This is a genomic window from Bacillus sp. FSL K6-2819, assembly GCF_038008305.1.
Taxonomy (GTDB): domain Bacteria; phylum Bacillota; class Bacilli; order Bacillales; family Bacillaceae; genus Bacillus; species Bacillus amyloliquefaciens.
Genome location: NZ_JBBOYV010000001.1, coordinates 1,946,615 through 1,965,165 on the forward strand (window position 1 = coordinate 1,946,615; position 18,551 = coordinate 1,965,165).

Annotated in this window: 6 protein-coding genes and 1 pseudogene; all 7 read right to left on the bottom strand. The window is 49.7% G+C overall.

Annotation, left to right across the window (positions count from 1 at the left end; genetic code table 11):
- Nucleotides 1-14 precede the first annotated feature (14 nt).
- The 7 genes and pseudogenes from MHH91_RS09735 to dacB all read right to left on the bottom strand — a co-directional run bounded on the left by MHH91_RS09735 (nucleotide 15) and on the right by dacB (nucleotide 18,549).
- Nucleotides 15-1,655 (bottom strand): AMP-binding protein, encoded by a 1,641-nt coding sequence (locus MHH91_RS09735; protein ID WP_014470337.1) that lies wholly within the window; start codon nucleotides 1,653-1,655, stop codon nucleotides 15-17.
- A gap of 44 nt (nucleotides 1,656-1,699) precedes the next feature.
- Entirely contained in the window at nucleotides 1,700-2,842 is a 1,143-nt protein-coding gene (locus tag MHH91_RS09740) for an acyl-CoA dehydrogenase (protein ID WP_013352472.1), read from the bottom strand.
- 135 nt (nucleotides 2,843-2,977) lie between these two features.
- On the bottom strand, nucleotides 2,978-4,522 hold the full coding sequence (locus MHH91_RS09745; RefSeq protein WP_340977682.1) for a glycoside hydrolase family 10 protein: 1,545 nt from the start codon (nucleotides 4,520-4,522) through the stop codon (nucleotides 2,978-2,980).
- Between the two features lie 108 nt (nucleotides 4,523-4,630).
- A complete protein-coding gene (locus MHH91_RS09750; protein ID WP_013352474.1) occupies nucleotides 4,631-5,011 on the bottom strand; it encodes a DUF1360 domain-containing protein in 381 nt (126 codons plus the stop codon).
- A gap of 72 nt (nucleotides 5,012-5,083) precedes the next feature.
- Nucleotides 5,084-8,889: pseudogene (locus tag MHH91_RS09755) on the bottom strand (non-ribosomal peptide synthetase).
- Nucleotides 8,890-8,908: 19 nt separating this feature from the next.
- Nucleotides 8,909-16,585, bottom strand: coding sequence for an amino acid adenylation domain-containing protein (locus MHH91_RS09760; RefSeq protein WP_340977684.1), 7,677 nt, complete (start codon nucleotides 16,583-16,585; stop codon nucleotides 8,909-8,911).
- Between the two features lie 488 nt (nucleotides 16,586-17,073).
- The gene (dacB, locus tag MHH91_RS09765) at nucleotides 17,074-18,549 is read right to left on the bottom strand and encodes a D-alanyl-D-alanine carboxypeptidase/D-alanyl-D-alanine endopeptidase (RefSeq protein WP_014470334.1); all 1,476 of its coding nucleotides are present in this window, start codon (nucleotides 18,547-18,549) and stop codon (nucleotides 17,074-17,076) included.
- Nucleotides 18,550-18,551 lie beyond the last annotated feature (2 nt).

An 18,551-nucleotide genomic window follows, 5' to 3' on the forward strand; every position in this document is an offset into this window, starting at 1 on the left:
GCACTCCTTTTTCATTAAATTAACTTGAGCTCTTCAATCGTTTTTTCCCGCAGTTTGAATTTCTGGATTTTTCCTGAGGCTGTCATGGGATATTCATCTGTGAACAACACATACCGGGGGACTTTATAGCGGGCTATATTTTCTTTGCAAAAGGTTCTGATGTCTTCTGCAGAAGCGGTTTGTCCGTCTTTGAGCCTGATCCACGCCGCGGCCTCTTCGCCGTATTTCGGATCAGGGACACCGACGACCTGAACGTCTGCTACCGCTGGATGCCGATATAACATTTCTTCAATCTCCCGGGGATAGATATTTTCGCCGCCCCTGATCAGCATGTCTTTCAGACGGCCTGTGATTTTGCAGTACCCGTCCTCGTCCATGACCGCCAAATCACCGGTATGCAGCCAGCCGTCTTTATCTATCGCTTCTTCGGTTGCTTCTTGATTTTTATAATAGCCTTTCATGACATGGTATCCGCGGGTGCAGAGCTCTCCCTGTTCGCCCCGTGCAGCCTCCTCGGATGTTCCGGGCCGAACAATTCTGACTTCGATATGGGGAAGCGCGCGCCCCGCTGTTTCCACTCTTCTTTCAAACGGATCATCCGTTCTAGTCTGCGTAATGACAGGTGATGCTTCAGTCTGTCCGTAGGCAATGGTAATGTCGGTCATCCCCATTTTGCCGATTACTTCTCTCATGACTTCCGCCGGGCATGGCGAGCCTGCCATAATGCCGGTTCGGACGTGAGAAAGGTCATAATCAGAAAAACCGCTGTCATGAAGCAGGGCGATAAACATCGTCGGCACACCGTGCAGAGCCGTGCAGGCTTCTTGTTCCACCGTTTTCAGAACGGATGGCGGAGAAAACTGCTCGATCGGAATCATCGCCGCCCCCGCGGATACACATGCCAGCACGCCGAGCACACACCCGAAGCAGTGGAAAAATGGCACGGGGATGCATAAACGGTCACTTGAGGTAAGCTTCATACATTCTGCGATGTTGGCCGCGTTATTTACGATATTAAAATGTGAGAGCATGACGCCTTTCGGAAATCCCGTCGTACCTGACGTATATTGCATATGAATGCAATCATCCTTTTTCAGGCTGTCCATCCTTCTGTCAAGCTCTGCATCCGTTACGGTTTCTGCATCCTTCAGCAGAGCATCCCAATGATGCATTCCGGGCGGGCTTTGATCACCGATATATAACACTGTCTGTAAAAAAGGATAACGTTTCGAACGCAGTCTGCCGCGCTCACAAGTTTTCAGCTCCGGAATCAGTTTATTCACCAACTCGACATAAGATGTCTGCCGGTAGGAGTCCATGATTATCAGGGCCGAGACGTCTGAATGGGTCAGCAGGTAATCCAACTCTGCGATTTGAAAATTCGTATTGATGGTGATCAGAACGGCGCCGATTTTCGCCGTTGCAAATTGCGCCGCGAGCCATTCCGGTATGTTGGATGCCCATATGGCCACATGATCTCCTTTTTCAATTCCCAGCTTCATCAGCCCTTTTGCGGTCTGCCGGCATAACCGGTCAAACTCGGCATACGTATAACGGAGGCCGCGCTCAGGGTAAACAACCGCTTCATGGTCCGGGAAAAGCTCCACGGTCCGCTCAAGCAGCTTTCCCGCTGTTAAATGGATAAGTTCAGCCATATGACCTGCCTCCTTCCATCATTGCTTTGGTAAACGTTTTCATTTCACTTCAACAGCTGTCTCGCGATGACCATTCTTTGAATTTCTGACGTTCCCTCGCCAATCTCCATCAGCTTTGCGTCACGAAGCATGCGTTCGACCCCGTATTCCTTCATGTATCCGGAACCGCCGTGAATTTGAATGGCCTGAAGGCACGTTCTGACGGCCATTTCTGAAGCATAGAGCTTGGCGAATGCCGCTTCTTTCGTAAATGGCAGGTTTTGATCCTTCAGCCATGCCGCTTTAAGCACCATTTGTCTGGCAAGGTCAATTTCCATCGCCATGTCAGCGAGTTTAAATTGAATGGCTTGAAATGATGAGATCGGGCTGCCGAACTGCTTGCGTTCTTTCGCATATGACAGAGACGCCTCCAATGCCCCTTGAGCGATACCGACAGCAAGCGCCGCAATTGAAATCCGTCCGCCGTCTAACGTATATAAAAATTGTTTAAACCCCTTCTCAGGATCGCCAAGCAGGTTGTCGGCAGGCACCCTGACATCTTCCAGCACAAGTTCGGCCGTATCCGATCCTCTCACACCCATCTTGTCGTACGGGTTTGTGATCGTAAATCCCGGTGTGTCTGTCGGAACAATGAGGGCTGAGATGATCGGTTTTCCGGCGGAGTTCTTTCCCGTCACGGCGGTGACAATGACCGTGCGGGCGTAATTGGCGTTTGTGATCCAGCATTTCTCACCGTTTATTACATAGTCATCGCCTTTTTTCTCGGCTTTTGTCTGTGTTCCGCCAGCGTCTGAACCGGCATTTGGCTCTGTCAGCCCGAATGATCCGAGCGCTTTTCCGGAAGCAAGCGGAGTAAGGTGTTCTTGTTTTTGCTGTTCAGTACCGAAATAGTATAATGGGCTTGCGCCGAGTGACACGGCCGCCGCGTAGCTTAGCCCCGTGCTTCCGCAGGCTTTTCCGATTTCTTCAACCGCTATTGCATATGAAATGGTGTCACCGCCCGCCCCGCCGTATTCTTCCGGAAACGGAATTCCGAGCAGACCGAGTTCGCCTATTTTTTTAAATGTGTCTGCCGGGAAGACGGCTGATTGATCAACCTCATGGGCTTTCGGGGCAATTTCATTTTTGGCAAAATCTCTGACCATTTCGCGCACCAGCTGCTGTTCTTTTGTCAGTTGAAAATTCATTAATCTTCCTCCTTCTGCTGCTTTCTACATTTTATTAATGGGGGTCTTTATTCATTCCATTCAAATAAAGTCTGAACATTCCGACTCATCTGCAAAAAAACTGACAGCTCAGGAGCTGTCAGTTTTGTAAAAATGTTATTTAACCGTCCGTTTTGCGGAGGGACGGCTCTCATGGTGGAGCCTGTCAACGGAAGTAACGATATAGGTGCAGGCGCCTTTCGCCCGGATATCAGTATCAGTATCTGAAAATGTTTGCGTCCGTGACGCTGTTTTTCTGACTGTATCCACTAAATAAGGCTGCTTTCCCTTTTCTGCGCGGTAAATGGCGTAATAAGCCGTTTTCTTACCGTTGGATTTCGCATCTTCGATATAGAGTGTATTGCCTGAAGCATTTTTTTCCGCTCGTTTGACAGCCGGCTTTTTTAAAGCGGAATGTCCAAGCCATGGCATCTCGGGAATTAATGCTGGACGGCTGTACATGTCTTTGAGCAAACGGCTTTTCACATTGAGCGGATTACGGTTCAGATCCTTTAAACTGAAATGCATGCTGCCTTTAACCCATGCCGATCCCCTGTTAAGAGCAATCTGTCTTCCGTATTCCTCCGGGTCGGCCCAGGCAGGATCAGCGTTGTTATTGATTTTATAAGCCGCCTGCCCGATATATAAATGCACCGGGCGATTGTTCACTTCTTTCCCCCACCAATCCGTCAAGACGTCATATGCTGCTGCTTTAAACCCGATGCTCCAGTAAATCTGCGGTGCGATGTAATCAATATATCCTTTTTGGATCCATTCTCTTGTGTCAGCGTATAAGTCATCGTAGTTCCGCACCCCGGCGGCCGTTTTGGAGCCTGTCGGGTCATCTGCGGCGTTTCTCCATACGCCGAACGGGCTGATTCCGAATTTGACATAAGGTTTTTCTCGTTTAATGGTCTGATTGATCTCTTTTACAAGACGGTTGACGTTATCCCTGCGCCAGTCATCAATTGATGCAAAGTGAGCTTTTCCGTACCGTTCGTATTCCGCCTGATCGGGGAATTCCTGTCCGGCAATTTTATAAGGATAAAAATAATCATCCATATGAACCGCATCAATGTCATAACGGCTGACCACCTCTTTGATCCCATCCGTTATAAATTGCCTTACTTCCGGAATGCCCGGATTATAATACAGCTGGTTTCCATATGTAGCGACCCAGTCCGGATGGGAACGGGCGGGATGATCACTTGAAAGCGCATTCAAATTTGTGTGATTCATCGTGATCCGGTAAGGATTGAACCAAGCATGGAATTCAAGATTCCGTTTGTGTGTCTCTTCAACTAAAAAAGCAAGCGGATCGTACCCCGGATTTTTACCTTGAGTTCCTGTCAAATACTCTGACCAAGGTCCGTAATCTGATGGATAAAAAGCATCAGCCGTCGGCTTAATTTGGACGATAACGGCGTTCATCCCCATTGCCTGAACGTCATCCAGCAGCTTGCTGTATTCTTTTTTTTGCTCATCAGGTGACAGCCCTTTTTTAGAGGGCCAGTCGATATTGGTGACAGACGCGATCCATACGGCTCTCATTTCTCTCTCCGGCTGAGTGCCGCTTGCTTTTGCTGATGCTGACATTGTAAAGATGCCGGCTGTCAGTAAAACGGCCAAAAACCATATCATGCTGGAACGGCAGCCTTTCATGTTTTTCCCCCTCTCTGCTTTACGGTATTCCGAAGCATTCCGGGCGGTGAATCAGAAAGTCTTAGACTAAAAGAGAAAGAAAAAAGTCCTAAAGCGAAACAAATCGCTTCAGGACTTTTTATGTTTTATGGCGGCCAGCACGTCAATGACCTTCGTTCCGACGCCGACGCAAGTCTCAAGAATGGCCTGCGCTCCGGCAATGGACAAAATGAAAATAACCGGATGAGCAAAGCGGGGCCAGACCAAATAGCAGATGCCGATTAATATGGCGCACCAGACACCCGCACACCAATAACATTGCAGCATATAACCGAATGTGGAGGACGGGACTTTTTTTTGCACGGTGCGCCCGTTTTGATCGACGGTTTTTTCTTGCTTTAAAAAGGGTTTTCTTATGAATTCCGTAATCTTATCAAATACAATTAAATGGGTCAGCCGGTAGCTGGCAAGGATGATCATTACATACGTAAGCCAAGATAGGTTCGTCATGACAAGCCTCCAAAAAACTGGGTTTGATTCCCCTATCTTGCCCTCTGTCTTCTTGAACCATTCTGCCGGATGTTACAGATTCCGTTCCAAGCGTCTGCCGCTGTTTGCAACGATCTCCAGTATGACCTCAGCATTTTGGTGTGCAAAGGCCGGTTCAAACATATCTTTATGGGCGCCCTCGCCTTGATATCCTGATAGAGACCCGTTGTGGCGCCTTCCCATTTCTTCGGCTCGGGCTTATCGCTGTGCTCTTCCTTTATGCCGGCCTCAATAAAGTGGAGGTTTGCCGCGATTTGGCCGTCATTTATCAGTTCCGCCCAGTACGTTTGATAGCCCTCTGTCTTTTTGATGACCGCTTCTCTGACCGCTTCCGGGACATTTTCGGCTGTTGCGTTCATTGGCTGCGGCGGAAGTGCGTCAAGCTTTCTGTACGCGTCTGCGATAATGACATCGCTGACTTTTAAGCCCCGTTTTTCCATCGCTTTTGCCGCCTCAAATGCCGTATTGCCGCCTGCCGAATATCCGAAGAGGATATAAGGGCCTTCCGGCTGGATTTCCAGCATTTTATCAATGTATTGTTCCATTCTGCTGTCTTCTTCAATAAAGTTAAAGCCGTACACAGCAGCCCGTCCATTTAATGCCGCCGCAAGATCTTTGAAGAAAATCCCGAAACCTGAGATAGGCGGAAAACAGAAAAGATTGCGTCCTTTCGGCTGATTCAGTCTGCTGATATGCTGTTCGGCAGCTTCTGATAGTTTGCTGGAATACAGTTTTTCAGCCAATTGCTCAATTGTCGGATATTCAAATATCATTTCAATCGGCACATCCATCTGCTGCCTCGTCTTCAGCTGATGAATGACTTGCAATGCTTTTAAAGAGTGGCCGCCCAGCTCAAAGAAGTCATCCTGTATGCCCAGCTCCCCGCAGCCGAGGATCGGCGTCCAAATGTCGATCAGCTCACGCTCGACCCAGTTTCGGGGCGGAACGGCTTTTGATGAGGCTTTTTTTCGTTCTGGCGTAGGCAGTCTGCGGCGGTCCACTTTGCCGTTTGCGGTTAGCGGCATACGGTCAAGCTTAGTCACATACTGCGGAATCATATAGTCGGGAAGCGACCTTGCCAATAGGGATCGAATGGTCCTTTCTTCAATATGTGCGCCCGTATAATACGCGCATAGAATGGCTTCTTGTCCTTCTTGTGACACGGTGACAGCCGCTTCCCTGATCCCGTCAATTTCAGTCAGCCGCGCTTCAATTTCGGCCGGCTCGATCCGCTTCCCGCGAATCTTGAATTGGCGGTCGATACGGCTGATGTACCCGATGCTTCCATCAGGCAGCCAGTGCGCCAAGTCGCCTGTTCTGTAGATTTTTTCTTCAGGGTGAATCGGGTGGCTGACAAATGCTTCACTTGTTAATTCAGGCCTGTTTAAGTAGCCTTTGGCAACCCCGTCACCGCCGACGCAAAGCTCACCCGGCACGCCGATCGGCGCAAGCCCGCCATTTTTATCGATAATGAATGCGGTTGAATTGCTGATCGGTTTTCCGATTGGGATCGGCTGAGAAAAATCATGCGTGATTTCGTAAAAGGTGGAAAACGTCGTATTTTCCGTCGGTCCGTATATGTTATAAAGGCTGAGATTCGGGCAGCGGTGTCTGACCTTATTGATGAGTGCCGGCGACAAAGCTTCTCCGCCGACATATAAGGTGTGCAATCCGGAAAACATCTCCGGGTCTGCCTGGGCGAACTGGTTAAAAAGCGCCGTAGTCAAAAACAGAATCGTAATACGGTTGGCAGAAAGATAGCTGCCGAACCTCTCAGGGGCAAGCATTGTCGAGCGGTCAACCACATGAAGGCATGCCCCGTTTAAAAGCGCTCCGAATATTTCAAACGTCACTGCGTCAAAACCGATGGACCCTGTCAGAATGAGACGATCCGTCGTGCCGGCCGACGAGTAATTGCTGTTTGACACGAGTGATACGACGTTTCGGTTGGAAATCATCACGCCCTTTGGTTTTCCTGTTGAACCGGATGTATACATAATATAGGCAAGGTCATCAGGTGCTGTAACGGTATTCAGCTTTCTCATGTCAGCGGTTTGTTTCTCAGCTGCAACCGGGATTGAAATGATACTGGAAAAGTCAATGTCAGTCTCAATCCCTTTTTGTACCGTTAACAGCTGTGCCCCGCTCTCACTGAGCATATCGGCGATTCTGTCGGAAGGCAGATCTGCATCAAGCGGAAGGTACGTCCCTCCCGCTTTTAATACAGCGAGAACAGCGATGATAAATTCCGGTGAGCGTTCGGCCAGAATCCCGGCGATTCCCTTTTGCGTCAAACCGTTTTCCAGCAGGATGCCGGCGAATTCAGTTGACCGTTCATCAAGCTCCCGGTACGTCAACGTCAGCCCGCCGGCGTGCAGCGCCTGATGATCCGGAGTTTTTTCCGCCTGCCGGCTGAACAGGCTGATGATGCTTTCATCTCTTTCATAAGTTGTTTTCGTATCATTAAATTCGCCGATTATTCTTGATTTTTCCTTTTGTCCGAGCATCGGAAGCCGGTCAGCCGGAACATCGGGATTGAAGGCGGCGCCGCGCAGGGCTTCTTCTAAATGTCCTTTTACGCTCTCTATCCATACTTCATCATAAACATTCGCATTGTAGCTGAATTTGATGAGCAGCTCATCGCCGGGCGCTATGATCAGGTTAAAATCGTAGCCTGATTGTTCCGACACGTTGACATTCCCGATTCGAAACGGTGCATCCGATTCCTTTTCCGCGTCTTTCATCTGCTGCTGAATCGGATAATTTTCAAACACGATGATATGGTCGATTAAATCCTGTTTCAGCTCAGTCTGAGATTGGATGTCAGCAAGCGGATGGTAGCTGAACGCCTCTGAATCAAGCATTTCTTTCTGGCAGCGGCCCAGCAGTTCTCTAAAGCTTTCATCACCGGTTTTGATGCGTACCGGCACGGTATTGATAAACAGCCCGATCATGTTTTCCACTCCGGCAATAACGGAAGGCCGCCCTGATACGACGGCTCCGAAAACGGCATCGTCCGTCCGATTGTAGCGCTGCAGCATCAGGCCCCATACGGTCTGCATAAGCACCGCGAGTGTAGCACCCTCTTCTTTGGCAATGGTTTTCAGCTTGGCTGTCAGGTTTTCGTCTAAAGAAAACAGCAGCTCCTTCTTCCGGTAGCCTTTTTCCTCCGGGGGACGGGCCGATATTTTCGGGAGTCCTGAGGGTGTCTCACAGTCCGATAAATATCCTTTCCAATAATCAGAAGCTGCGTCTTTGTCCTGATCAGTCAGCCATGTAATATACGTGCTGTAAGGCTTTGCGGGCGCCAGTGTGACGGGCGAACCTGATTCAATCGTCTTGTAAATATGCATAAATTCTTGAAGGACGATGCCGAGGCACCAGCCGTCCATGAGGATGTGATGATGGCTCCAGACACATACATATTCTTCGTCTGCCGTTTTAAACAAAGAAACACGCATCAGCATATCCTTTTGCAAATCGAAGCCTTTTAAGCGGTCACGTTCCTTAAACTGCTGTATAAAGCTGTTTTGTCCCGCTTCATCCAAATGTGTAAGATCTTCGCTGCGCAATCGGAATTCCCGCTCACGCAGCACGACTTGGCGGGGTCCGTTCAGCTGAGCGACATGAGGTGAAAAAACCGTTCTGAAAATGTCATGGCGGCTGATGACAGACTGCACGCTTTGTTCAAACAATTCCGGACGAAGCCGGCCTTTTATGGTGAAGACGGATTGCTCGATATATGCAGACCCCTCCTTTTGCAGAAAGGAATGGAAAAGCATTCCTTCCTGCATTCGGCTGAGGGGATAAATGTTTTGGATATTTTTCGTTTTGTCCATGTTTTCCTCCCGCTCGGTTTTAGTGAAAGCTGAGTAAGTCGGCAATATCCTGTAATGCTTCCTCAGTCAGCTCCCGATCATCAAAATCAGTGACCGTTTTCTCCGTATCGGTTTTGCCGAGGCAGTGTTCCGACAGTTTCAAGAGAAAATACCGGCAGCTTTCGGACAGCCGTTCGATCGTATCTTGCCGGAAGCGTCCTGTATCATAGGACATGTTAACGGTTATCCGGCCTTGTGCCGCAATCGCGCTGATCTCAAGTGACTGCTCCCGTTTCCATGTATCCGTCATATCATCTCCGCCTCCCAAAGGAGAAAACAGAAATGCGTCAGGCTGTTCGGTTTCTGCCGGATTCCCGCCGGGCGCATCGAATTGTCCGAGATAGTTAAAGCTGATCTCAGGTGCTTTCCCGAAGGTCATCCCGGCAAGCTTCGGCGGGGTCAAATATTTGAGGACGCCGTATCCGTTCCCTTTCTCCGGAATGCGCCGCAATGTGTCTTTGACAGTTTTCAATGTGCGAATTTCATATTCTTCAAGAGGTTCATAAGCCCCGCTCCGGAAAAGCACCGGGTAAATGGAAGTGAACCACCCTACCGTTCTGCTGATATCCGCACCGCCCTGCTCCGTTTGGCGTCCGTGTCCTTCAAGGGCAATTTTCAAAGCATGCCGCGGCGACCATTTTTGAACAGCCAGTACGGCGGAAGCCAAAAGTATATCTTGCGTATCCGTATTGTAGGCGCTGTGCACATCTCTCAGCAGGGCGTCTGTTTCACTTTCCGTCAATGTGAAAGATACCGTGTTTCGTTTTTTCGCAGAAGCTTGATATAGATCTGCCTGCTCGTAAGGGAGACTTTCTGTTTCATAGTGTTCAATCTCCCGCCAATACTCCGCCTGCTGAAGCAGCTGCCGGCTTTCGGCGTAATCGGCCAGCTGCTCCGTATATGTTTTGAATGACACTGTTTTCGGAGGAAGATTGATTTCCTTTCCTGAAGCCGCCTGTTCATAGACAGAAGCCAAGTCTTCCAGTAAAATCCGCCATGACATCCCGTCGACGGCGAGATGATGGACGGAAAGAAATAAGTAATCTTCCGATTCAGAGCGGAACAGCCCCGCCTGTACCAGCGGCCCGTTCTCTAAATCCATGTTTCTTTGAAGCTCTGAAACGCGGCGCTTTATAAAACGTTCTTTTTCATGCTCTTCGCCTGACACTTCTAAAATAGCCAGGTTGTAAAGCTGCTCATCTGCGAGATCAGCCGGTCTGTTGAAGAGGAAAAAGCCTTTCTCTCCATCTTTTTTGCACACAAGTCGCAAGGCATCATGATGAACGGTAATGGCTTTTAACGTTTTCCTTAAGGCCTCTTCATCTATTGGATTTTTTCTCGTCAGCATAACGGATTGGTTAAAATGGTTTGCTTCCGTCATGTCTTGTGTGAAGAACCATTTTTGAACAGGCGACCACTTCACTTCTCCTTGTGCGGGAGCTTGGCTGACCGGCTGCCGCTCTGTACGGACATAAGGCGCCAGCTCTTTAATTGTAGGCCGGCTGAAAATGTCTTTTACAGCTATCTGTTTTCCTGCCTGGTGTAATCGTGCCGATACTTGCAGGGCTTTGATGGAATCGCCGCCAAGCTCAAAAAATGATTGATCCGCTGCAATATTTTCAGTTCCGAGCACTTCGCTCCAAATCGCTGCCAGCTCTTTTTCAATGGCGCCGGCAGGTTCCGTAAACGCCCGTCCCGTCTGTGCTTTTTTCCGCGGCTCAGGAAGCGCGCGGCGGTCAAGCTTCCCGTTTGGTGTGACAGGCAGTGACTCAAGCGTTTCAAAGAACGCCGGCACCATATAAGCGGGCATTTCATTTCTGAGCGCCTGCTGCACGGTTTCGCTGTCTGTTCCTTCTTCTGTCACGATATAAGCGCATAGTTCCGTTTGGCCTGCTGATGCGGGCTGAGCGGTGACGGCTGCTTCTTTAACGCCTTTTATGCCTGTTAAGGCGGCCTCAATTTCTTTCAGCTCCACCCGGTAGCCTCTGATTTTGACTTGCTCGTCCATTCGGCCGATATATTGCAGCGTGCCGTCCGGCAGCCATTTTGCCAGATCGCCCGTCCGGTACATGCGCTGATTCTTACGAAACGGATCTTGGACGAAGGCTTGAGCCGTTTGCTGAGGAAGATTACGGTACCCTCTTGCAAGGCCGGAACCCGAGATGCAAAGTTCCCCTGTTACACCGATCGGCTGCGGATGATCTCCGTTTAAAATATAAACTTGTGAATGATCAATCGGCCGGCCGATCGTAATGTCCTCATTTTGTTCTATATGCCTTGCCGCTGTAGTAGCGACGCTGTTTTCCGTCGGGCCGTACTCGTTGGCAAGCTCCGTATGAGGACAAACCGATAAACTGCGGCTGATAATGTTTTGATCGACAGCTTCTCCCGCTAATGTGACAAACCGGAGAGACTCGGCATCTCCCGGCTCTAGTACGTCAAGCAGTGTACGGTACAGCACAGGAACAATAATCATGTGTGTGATGCGCTGCGAAGCGAGATAGTGTTTAATGGCAAGAATATCTTTCGCTTCATCTTCAGCTAAAACGGCCACTTTCGCACCGGAAATCAGCGGTGTGAACATACTTGTTACAAATCCGTCAAAGGAAAATGAAAAGAGCTGAAGAACGGTATCTTTCTCATTCAGATCATAAAAACTGCTTCGCCATTGAAGCGTTTGGCTGACGGATCGATGTTCAACCATCACCCCTTTCGGCCTTCCTGTCGTCCCGGACGTATAAATGATGTAAGCCAAATCCCCCGGCGCTGACAGTGACTGAACCGGTGAAGCGTCCGATTCTTTTATATCTTCCAGCGCGAGTACTTCACCGTTGAAACCGTCAGGCACTTGATCTATCGCATCGTCTACGGTAAGGAGAAGCGCTGTGCCGCTGTCTGCGATGATATATTGCTTGCGATCCTCAGGATATTCAGGATCTATCGGGACGTAGGCGCCTCCTGCTTTCCAAACTCCGAAGACTGCCGCGGCTTGTTCCGGTGATCTTGGTATCACAATGCCGACGGCGGCATCTGGTCCGATCTGCCGTTTTTGCAGAGCTCTGGCGATTTTATTCGACCATTCATCTAATTCTTTATATGTGACTGACTTATCCCCGCTGATAAGAGCCGCCCTATCAGGTGTTTTTCGCGCCTGGGTGATGAACAGTTCATGAACTGTGTTTTCCGGCAGCTGTTTATCCGTCATGCCGTTAAAGTCTGAAAGAATCCGGTTTCGTTCCGGGACAGTCAGCATATTGATCTCCCGTAAAGAGGATTCCGGTTCACGGACAATGTGTTCAAGCATCGTCAAAAAGTGGGAAGCCCAGCGCTCCATCGTTTCTTTTCGGAATAGAGCCGACGCATATTCAAACAGAAAATGAATCTGTCCCCCGCCTTCAGAAGCCTGCAAAGTGAAATCAAATTTGGAAACCGGGCGGGACATGTCCGCAGGCTGAATATGCAAATCGTCCAGCAGCAGTTCCGCATGCTCCATATTCTGAACGACAAGCATCGCATCAAACAGCGGATTGCGGCTTGTGTCACGCTGCACGCCGAGCCGTTCCACAAGCTCTTCGAACGGGTAGTCCTGATGCTCGTACGCTTCAAGCGCGGCCTGGCGGACTTCCGCCAAGTAATCGGTGAACCGTTTGTCCGCTTTCGGCTCCGTTCTGATGGCGAGCGTGTTGACGAACATCCCGAGAATCGGTTCAAGGTCTTTGTGCGGGCGCCCGGCAATCGGCGAGCCGACGATAATATCTTCCTGCCCGCTCAGACGCGCGAGTAACGTATTGTACGCGGCAAGAAGCACCATATACAAAGTGGAGCCGTGATCCCGGGCGATGCGGTGAAGTCCGGATGCCGTTTCAGCGTCAAGCGCGCACGATACCGTGCCGCCCGCAAAGCTTCTGACAGCCGGACGGGGCTTGTCAGCCGGCAGTTCAAGCACCGGAAGCTCTCCTTCAAGCCGCTTCAGCCAATAGTCTTCCTGTTTCCGGTACCCTTCTTTCTGTTGAAATTCCCGCTGCCAGACGGCATAGTCTTTATATTGAAGGCGCATCGGCGCAAGCGTACGGCCGGCGTACAGCTCGCCGAATTCTTTAATCAGGGTGTTGACGGACACACCGTCTGAAATAATGTGATGCATATCCGTCAATAAAAGATGGCGTTCATCCGATTCTTTCACGAGGGCCGCACGGAAGAACGGCGCTTCATCCAGACGGAACGGCCGGACAAATGCGTCAGCTGACCCGGCATCCTCCAGCTGAAACGGCACGCTGGCATGGATGCGCTGCACCGGTTCGCCGTCAGGCCCCGTTTCAAAGGACGTTCTGAGCGAGTCATGCCGCTCAACAAGCTGCCGGAACGTCTCCTCCAGCCGCACGCGGTCAAGCGGGCCCGTCAGTTCCAGCACAGCCGGCATATTGTAGCCGACACCGCCGTCTTCAAGCTGCTGGAGCACATACATCCGTTTCTGTGCCGAAGACACCGGATAGATGGCCTGTGTTTTTGCAGGCTGAATCGCTTCATACGGGCTCTCTTCGAGGTCCTGAATGACCGAAGCGAGCTCTTCCACCGTCGGCCGGGCGAAGATGTCCTGTAACGGCACCTGAACGCCGAACTCTTTGGCGATGCGGGAGACGAGAGCCGTCGCTTTCAGCGAATGGCCGCCCCGCTCAAAAAAGTGATCCCGGATGCCGACGGGGCCGTTTTTCAGCACCTCTTCCCAAAGGGCGCAAAGCTTCATTTCCGTGACGTTCCGCGGTGCGGTGTACGCCTGTCTGTCTGCCGCTCCGTCAGGAGCCGGCAGCGCGCGGCGGTCAAGCTTTCCGCTCGGCGTGACCGGCCACTCGGTCATCTCTATGAACTGAGCCGGCATCATGTAAGCCGGAAGGCGTGCCGCAAGCTCCGCCCGCACGTCATCGCTTTTTCGGCCTTCGATATAAGCGTAAAGCGCGGTATCGCCGTGGTCGGTCCGGGCGGTGACCGCCGCTTCACGGATGCCGTCAATACGCCGGATCGCCGCTTCGATTTCTCCCGGTTCAATCCGGTAGCCGCGGACTTTCACCTGTCCGTCTGAACGGCCGAGCCATTCGACAAGCCCGTCTTCTGTCCAGCGGGCGATGTCCCCTGTCTGATACATGCGCTCCCCCGGATAAAACGGATCATCGAGAAAACGCTCCTCCGTCAGCTCAGGGCGGTTCAGATAGCCCCGCGCCACACCTGTCCCCGCGATGTACAGCTCTCCGGCCACACCCGCAGGCTGAACGGTTCCTCCGCCGTCTAACACATACAGACGGGCACCCGGAACGGGTTTTCCGATCGGAAGCCTTGTCCTGCCGCTGTCCCGTTTTCGGTCACAGACGTAAAAGGCCGCATCAACCGTCGCTTCTGTCGGCCCGTAGCCGTGAATGAGCACGGTCTCCGGCAAAAGATCGGCAAAACGGGCAGCCGTAAGCGGTGAAAGTGCTTTCCCTCCGGCAAACACGCGAGTCAGTGTTTTGCCGAGGCGGATTCTTGTTTCCTCAGGCTCCGTTTCCAGCGCGTCTAAAAAGCTGTTGACCATCGCCGGAATAAAATGCGCGGTCGTCACCTTTTCAGAGACAAAGGCTTCAATCATCAGGGCAGGATCTTTCTCCCAGCCGGACGGAAGCAGATACACAGAAGCGCCTGACATCGTCCACCAAAACAATTGCCAGATGGAAGCGTCGAAAGAAAAGGATGATTTCAGCACGATAATATCCTCTTCCGTTAGCGGAAACTGCCCTTGCATGCCGGATAAAAAGGCTGCAGCCTGTCGGTGTTCAACCGCCACTCCCTTCGGTGTTCCCGTCGACCCGGACGTATAGATAATATAAGCGAGCGAATCGGCAGCCGCTTCTTCAGAGACAGCCCCTGTCTCCGTCTCACATGCAAGAGCAGAAAGAGAAACCTCAAGCGTCTCACCGGAGAAACCGGGAACGGATAACCCGGACTGTGCTAGCAGGAGACAGGCCCCGCTGTCAGCGAGCATATAACGCAGCCTTTCCTCAGGATATTCCGGATCAAGCGGCACATAAGCGCCGCCCGCTTTTAACACGGCAAGCACAGAAATCACCATCTCCGGCGAACGTTCAGCGAGCACGCCGATGATGCTTTCTTTACAGACGCCTTTTTGATGAAGCTGGACAGCGAGTCTGTCTGTGTACTGATCAAGCTCGGCATACGTCAGCATACCGCCCGGAAACCGGAGCGCCGGCCGATCCGGCGAAAGCGCGGCGCCTCGGGTAAACAGCCCGTGAAGCGTCGGAGCCGGCGGTTCAACCATTTCTGTACGGTTAAACTCAGTTAACACCCGTTGTTTTTCTTCTTCATCCGCCATATCAATATGCCGAATCAGCTGGTCTGGATTTCTAACGGCATTTTCAACGAGGGTCAGCAAATGAGTTTGAATGCGTTTGATTGATTTTTCAGTAAATAAAGCGGATTGATAATCAAAATTCAGCTCAATCAATCCCGTATCTGTCCGCTCCTTAATTAAAATGGAAAGCTCGTTTGCAGTATGCCCGCTGAAAAACATGGCCGTTTCAAAATCGAAGCCCTCTGCCTGACGCCATTCAAGGGGCTGGTACTGCATCGAAATACCGATGATATTTTGCAGGTCGTGATGAACCTGCCTTAATTCATTGACGAAAAGATTGTAAGGATATTTCTGGTGCCGCATAACAGACAGCTGCTCTTTTCCTACACTGCGGACAAAGGACAGGAACTCCGCCTCAGGATCTGCCGTCATTCTGATAGGCAGTGTGCTGACAAACATGCCGAGCATATCCTTTTCGAGCTTGGAACCCCGGTTTCCGTAATAAGTACCGATGGCAATATCCTTTTTAGCCGTCAGACGGCTGATGCATATGTATAACGAAGCCATAAACAGAGAGATGATGCTGAGATTATTTTCTTTGCAAAAACGCCGGATTGATTGTTCTAAGGAGTGAGAAAGAGTAATTGTGTCTCTGGAAGCTGCAGTGCTTTGTCTAAGGTGAGAGGTTCGTTCCGCCAATGAAAGGTGTTCCGGAACAGTTCGGTACGTTTCAGTCCAAAATGAACGATCTTTTTGAAAACGGGAGGACTGTAAATATTGCTGTTCTTTTTCCATGTAGCTGAGATAGGAAGGTCTGTGATGATCAGTTAAATCCTCGCTCCGCATGATCTTTTGGTAGATATCAATAAGCTGGTTACCGAGCAGATTGAGCGAGATGCCGTCCATGATAATGTGGTGAAATTTTGAATAAAGCCAAACTTCTTCGTCTGACATGACAAGCAGAGTAAATTGATACAGAGGTGAATGAAACAGCTTGAACGGAACACGCGTCTGTGTGTCAATCCATGCATCCCGCTCTGATTGATCAGTATGAGTAAAATCAACGGTTTCTAAAGAAATCGGCGAATGCCCGGCCAGATACAGCTGGGGTTCTGATCCGTCGCCTTCCGTCAGTTGAAACCTGAGCGAATCATTTTGCAAGATAGAGAAATCTAAAGCACGGCGCAGTACGTCAAAATCGATGTTTCCCCTGAATTTGACGCACGCCGCAAGATTGCAGATACTTGTGCCCGGCTCGAGCAGCTCCGTAAACCACACTCTTCTTTGGGCGTGAGTTAAAGCATAAACAGTATTCTTCAATGGAATCCCTCCGCTTCAATTTAAGAGGATAAGAAAGTGAAATAATTACAATTAAAATTCGACAGCATATGACTAAATCATCCATATAAGCATTATTTTAAAACATATTTTAGAAATCACAATAAAAAATTAAATTTTTTCTAACATTTTTTAGAATATAGTATAATCTCCTTACTTCGATTCTTCATTTCTATTATCTTTATACCATGTAAAACGGTATGTATGCACAATGCAAACCAGTTCTTAAACACTATAATAAGGAATAAAATGTATAATAAATCGCGTCTTTAAAAAGATTTTGCCTCCCGGAAAGAAGTTTTTATGATAAAAATGAAAAATCGGTGAACATATAAGAAAAGAAAGTGTAAAAAAAAGCTTAATTTTGAATATATTACTTTTTGAAGAGATTGATTCATAATGGCAATATAATGTTTTGCAGATTTCGTTCTCCATCAAAAAAAGCCGGATCCTGTAAGGATCGGCTTTTCTTATTGATTTGCCAGCACGACTGCGATTTTGTCTTCAATGTCTTTTCCGTCATCTTCGTCTAGCAGCCCATTTTGAAGCACGGAAAAAATAAGAGTATCTCCTGTTTTTGTATCTGCATAGCCGGCTATCGAACTGACTGACGTTAATGACCCGGTTTTCGCTTTAATTTTGCCTTCTGCCGGAGTATCCTTCAGCCGATTCCGAAGGGTGCCTCCCGTCATTCTGTCACTCGCCCCGGCGACGGGAAGAGAACGAAGGAAAGCCGGGTACCACTTTTCTTTTTGAACCGCATACAAAAGCTCTCCGATTTGGCCGGCGGATACACCGTCAATATGAGAAACGCCGGATCCGTCTCTTGCAATCAATTCATCCGGATTCAGCCCGAACGATTTCAGCTCTGATTTCATCACATCTAAGCCCTTTTCCCAGCTGCCCTCGCCTTTTTTCACTTTTCCCATTTCCTTGATCAAAATTTCGGCGTGGCCGTTGTTGCTCAGTTTCATAAACGGAATCAATAATTCTGAAAGAGGCATGGATGTCCGTGATGTGACTAGCTTGGTGTGACGGGGCATGCGCCCGGTTTTGACCTTCCCTTTTACTGTGATCCCCTGTTTTTTAAGCGCTTGTTTCCATAAATCTAAAGCATAGGACGACGGATCCCACACTGCAGCCCATTCTTTTGCCTTTGCCACGCCCGCCGGTATGGTACCCTTTACTGTAATCACATTGCCTCCATGCTCCCGTTCAATCGTCAAATCTTTCTTTTCATCAGAAGCGACGGTCTTCACTTCATTTTTCACGCGAACGACGTCCGTATTGGGGGAAATCGAAATACGCGGTTTTTTACCGGGCTGTTTTGCCGGGCTGATTTCCGCCATCACCGTTCCGGTATCATAATCCTCGTTTGGGGAAGCGGTAAGAGCTGATACTTGCGCGCCATAGTATTGGCCTTCATCGCTCCACGGAAGATCAACTGAATACCTGGTATCGTCATACCACGAATCATCCCCGATCAGTTCTCCTTTAATGACGCGGATGCCTCTTTCTTTGACCTGTTTTGCCATCTTCTCAAAATCAGAAGCCAATAGAGTCGGATCGCCTTTCCCTCTCAGATAAAGGTTTCCGTGCAGCTGTTTCCCTTTCACGGCGCCATCTGCCCGTACTTCTGTCTTAAACCTGTAATCTTCTCCGAGCACAGAAAGCGCCGCAGATGCCGTCAGCAGCTTCATCAGTGATGCGGGCCTCAGCCGCATATCTTCCCCGCTTGCAAACAGCACTTCTCCCGTTTTTGCTGACCGTACACTGACACCCGCTGCAGCGCCTTTTAAAGCAGGTTCTTCATTCAGGATTTGTTGCAGCTCTTTTTGCAAAGCATTTTTTTGTTCGGCCGCTTTCGCGGAATCATCAATATAAGGAACTGCGGCTATGATCAAAAGCAGAATCACCGCGCTCAAGCGTTTGACATATGTTTTCAATA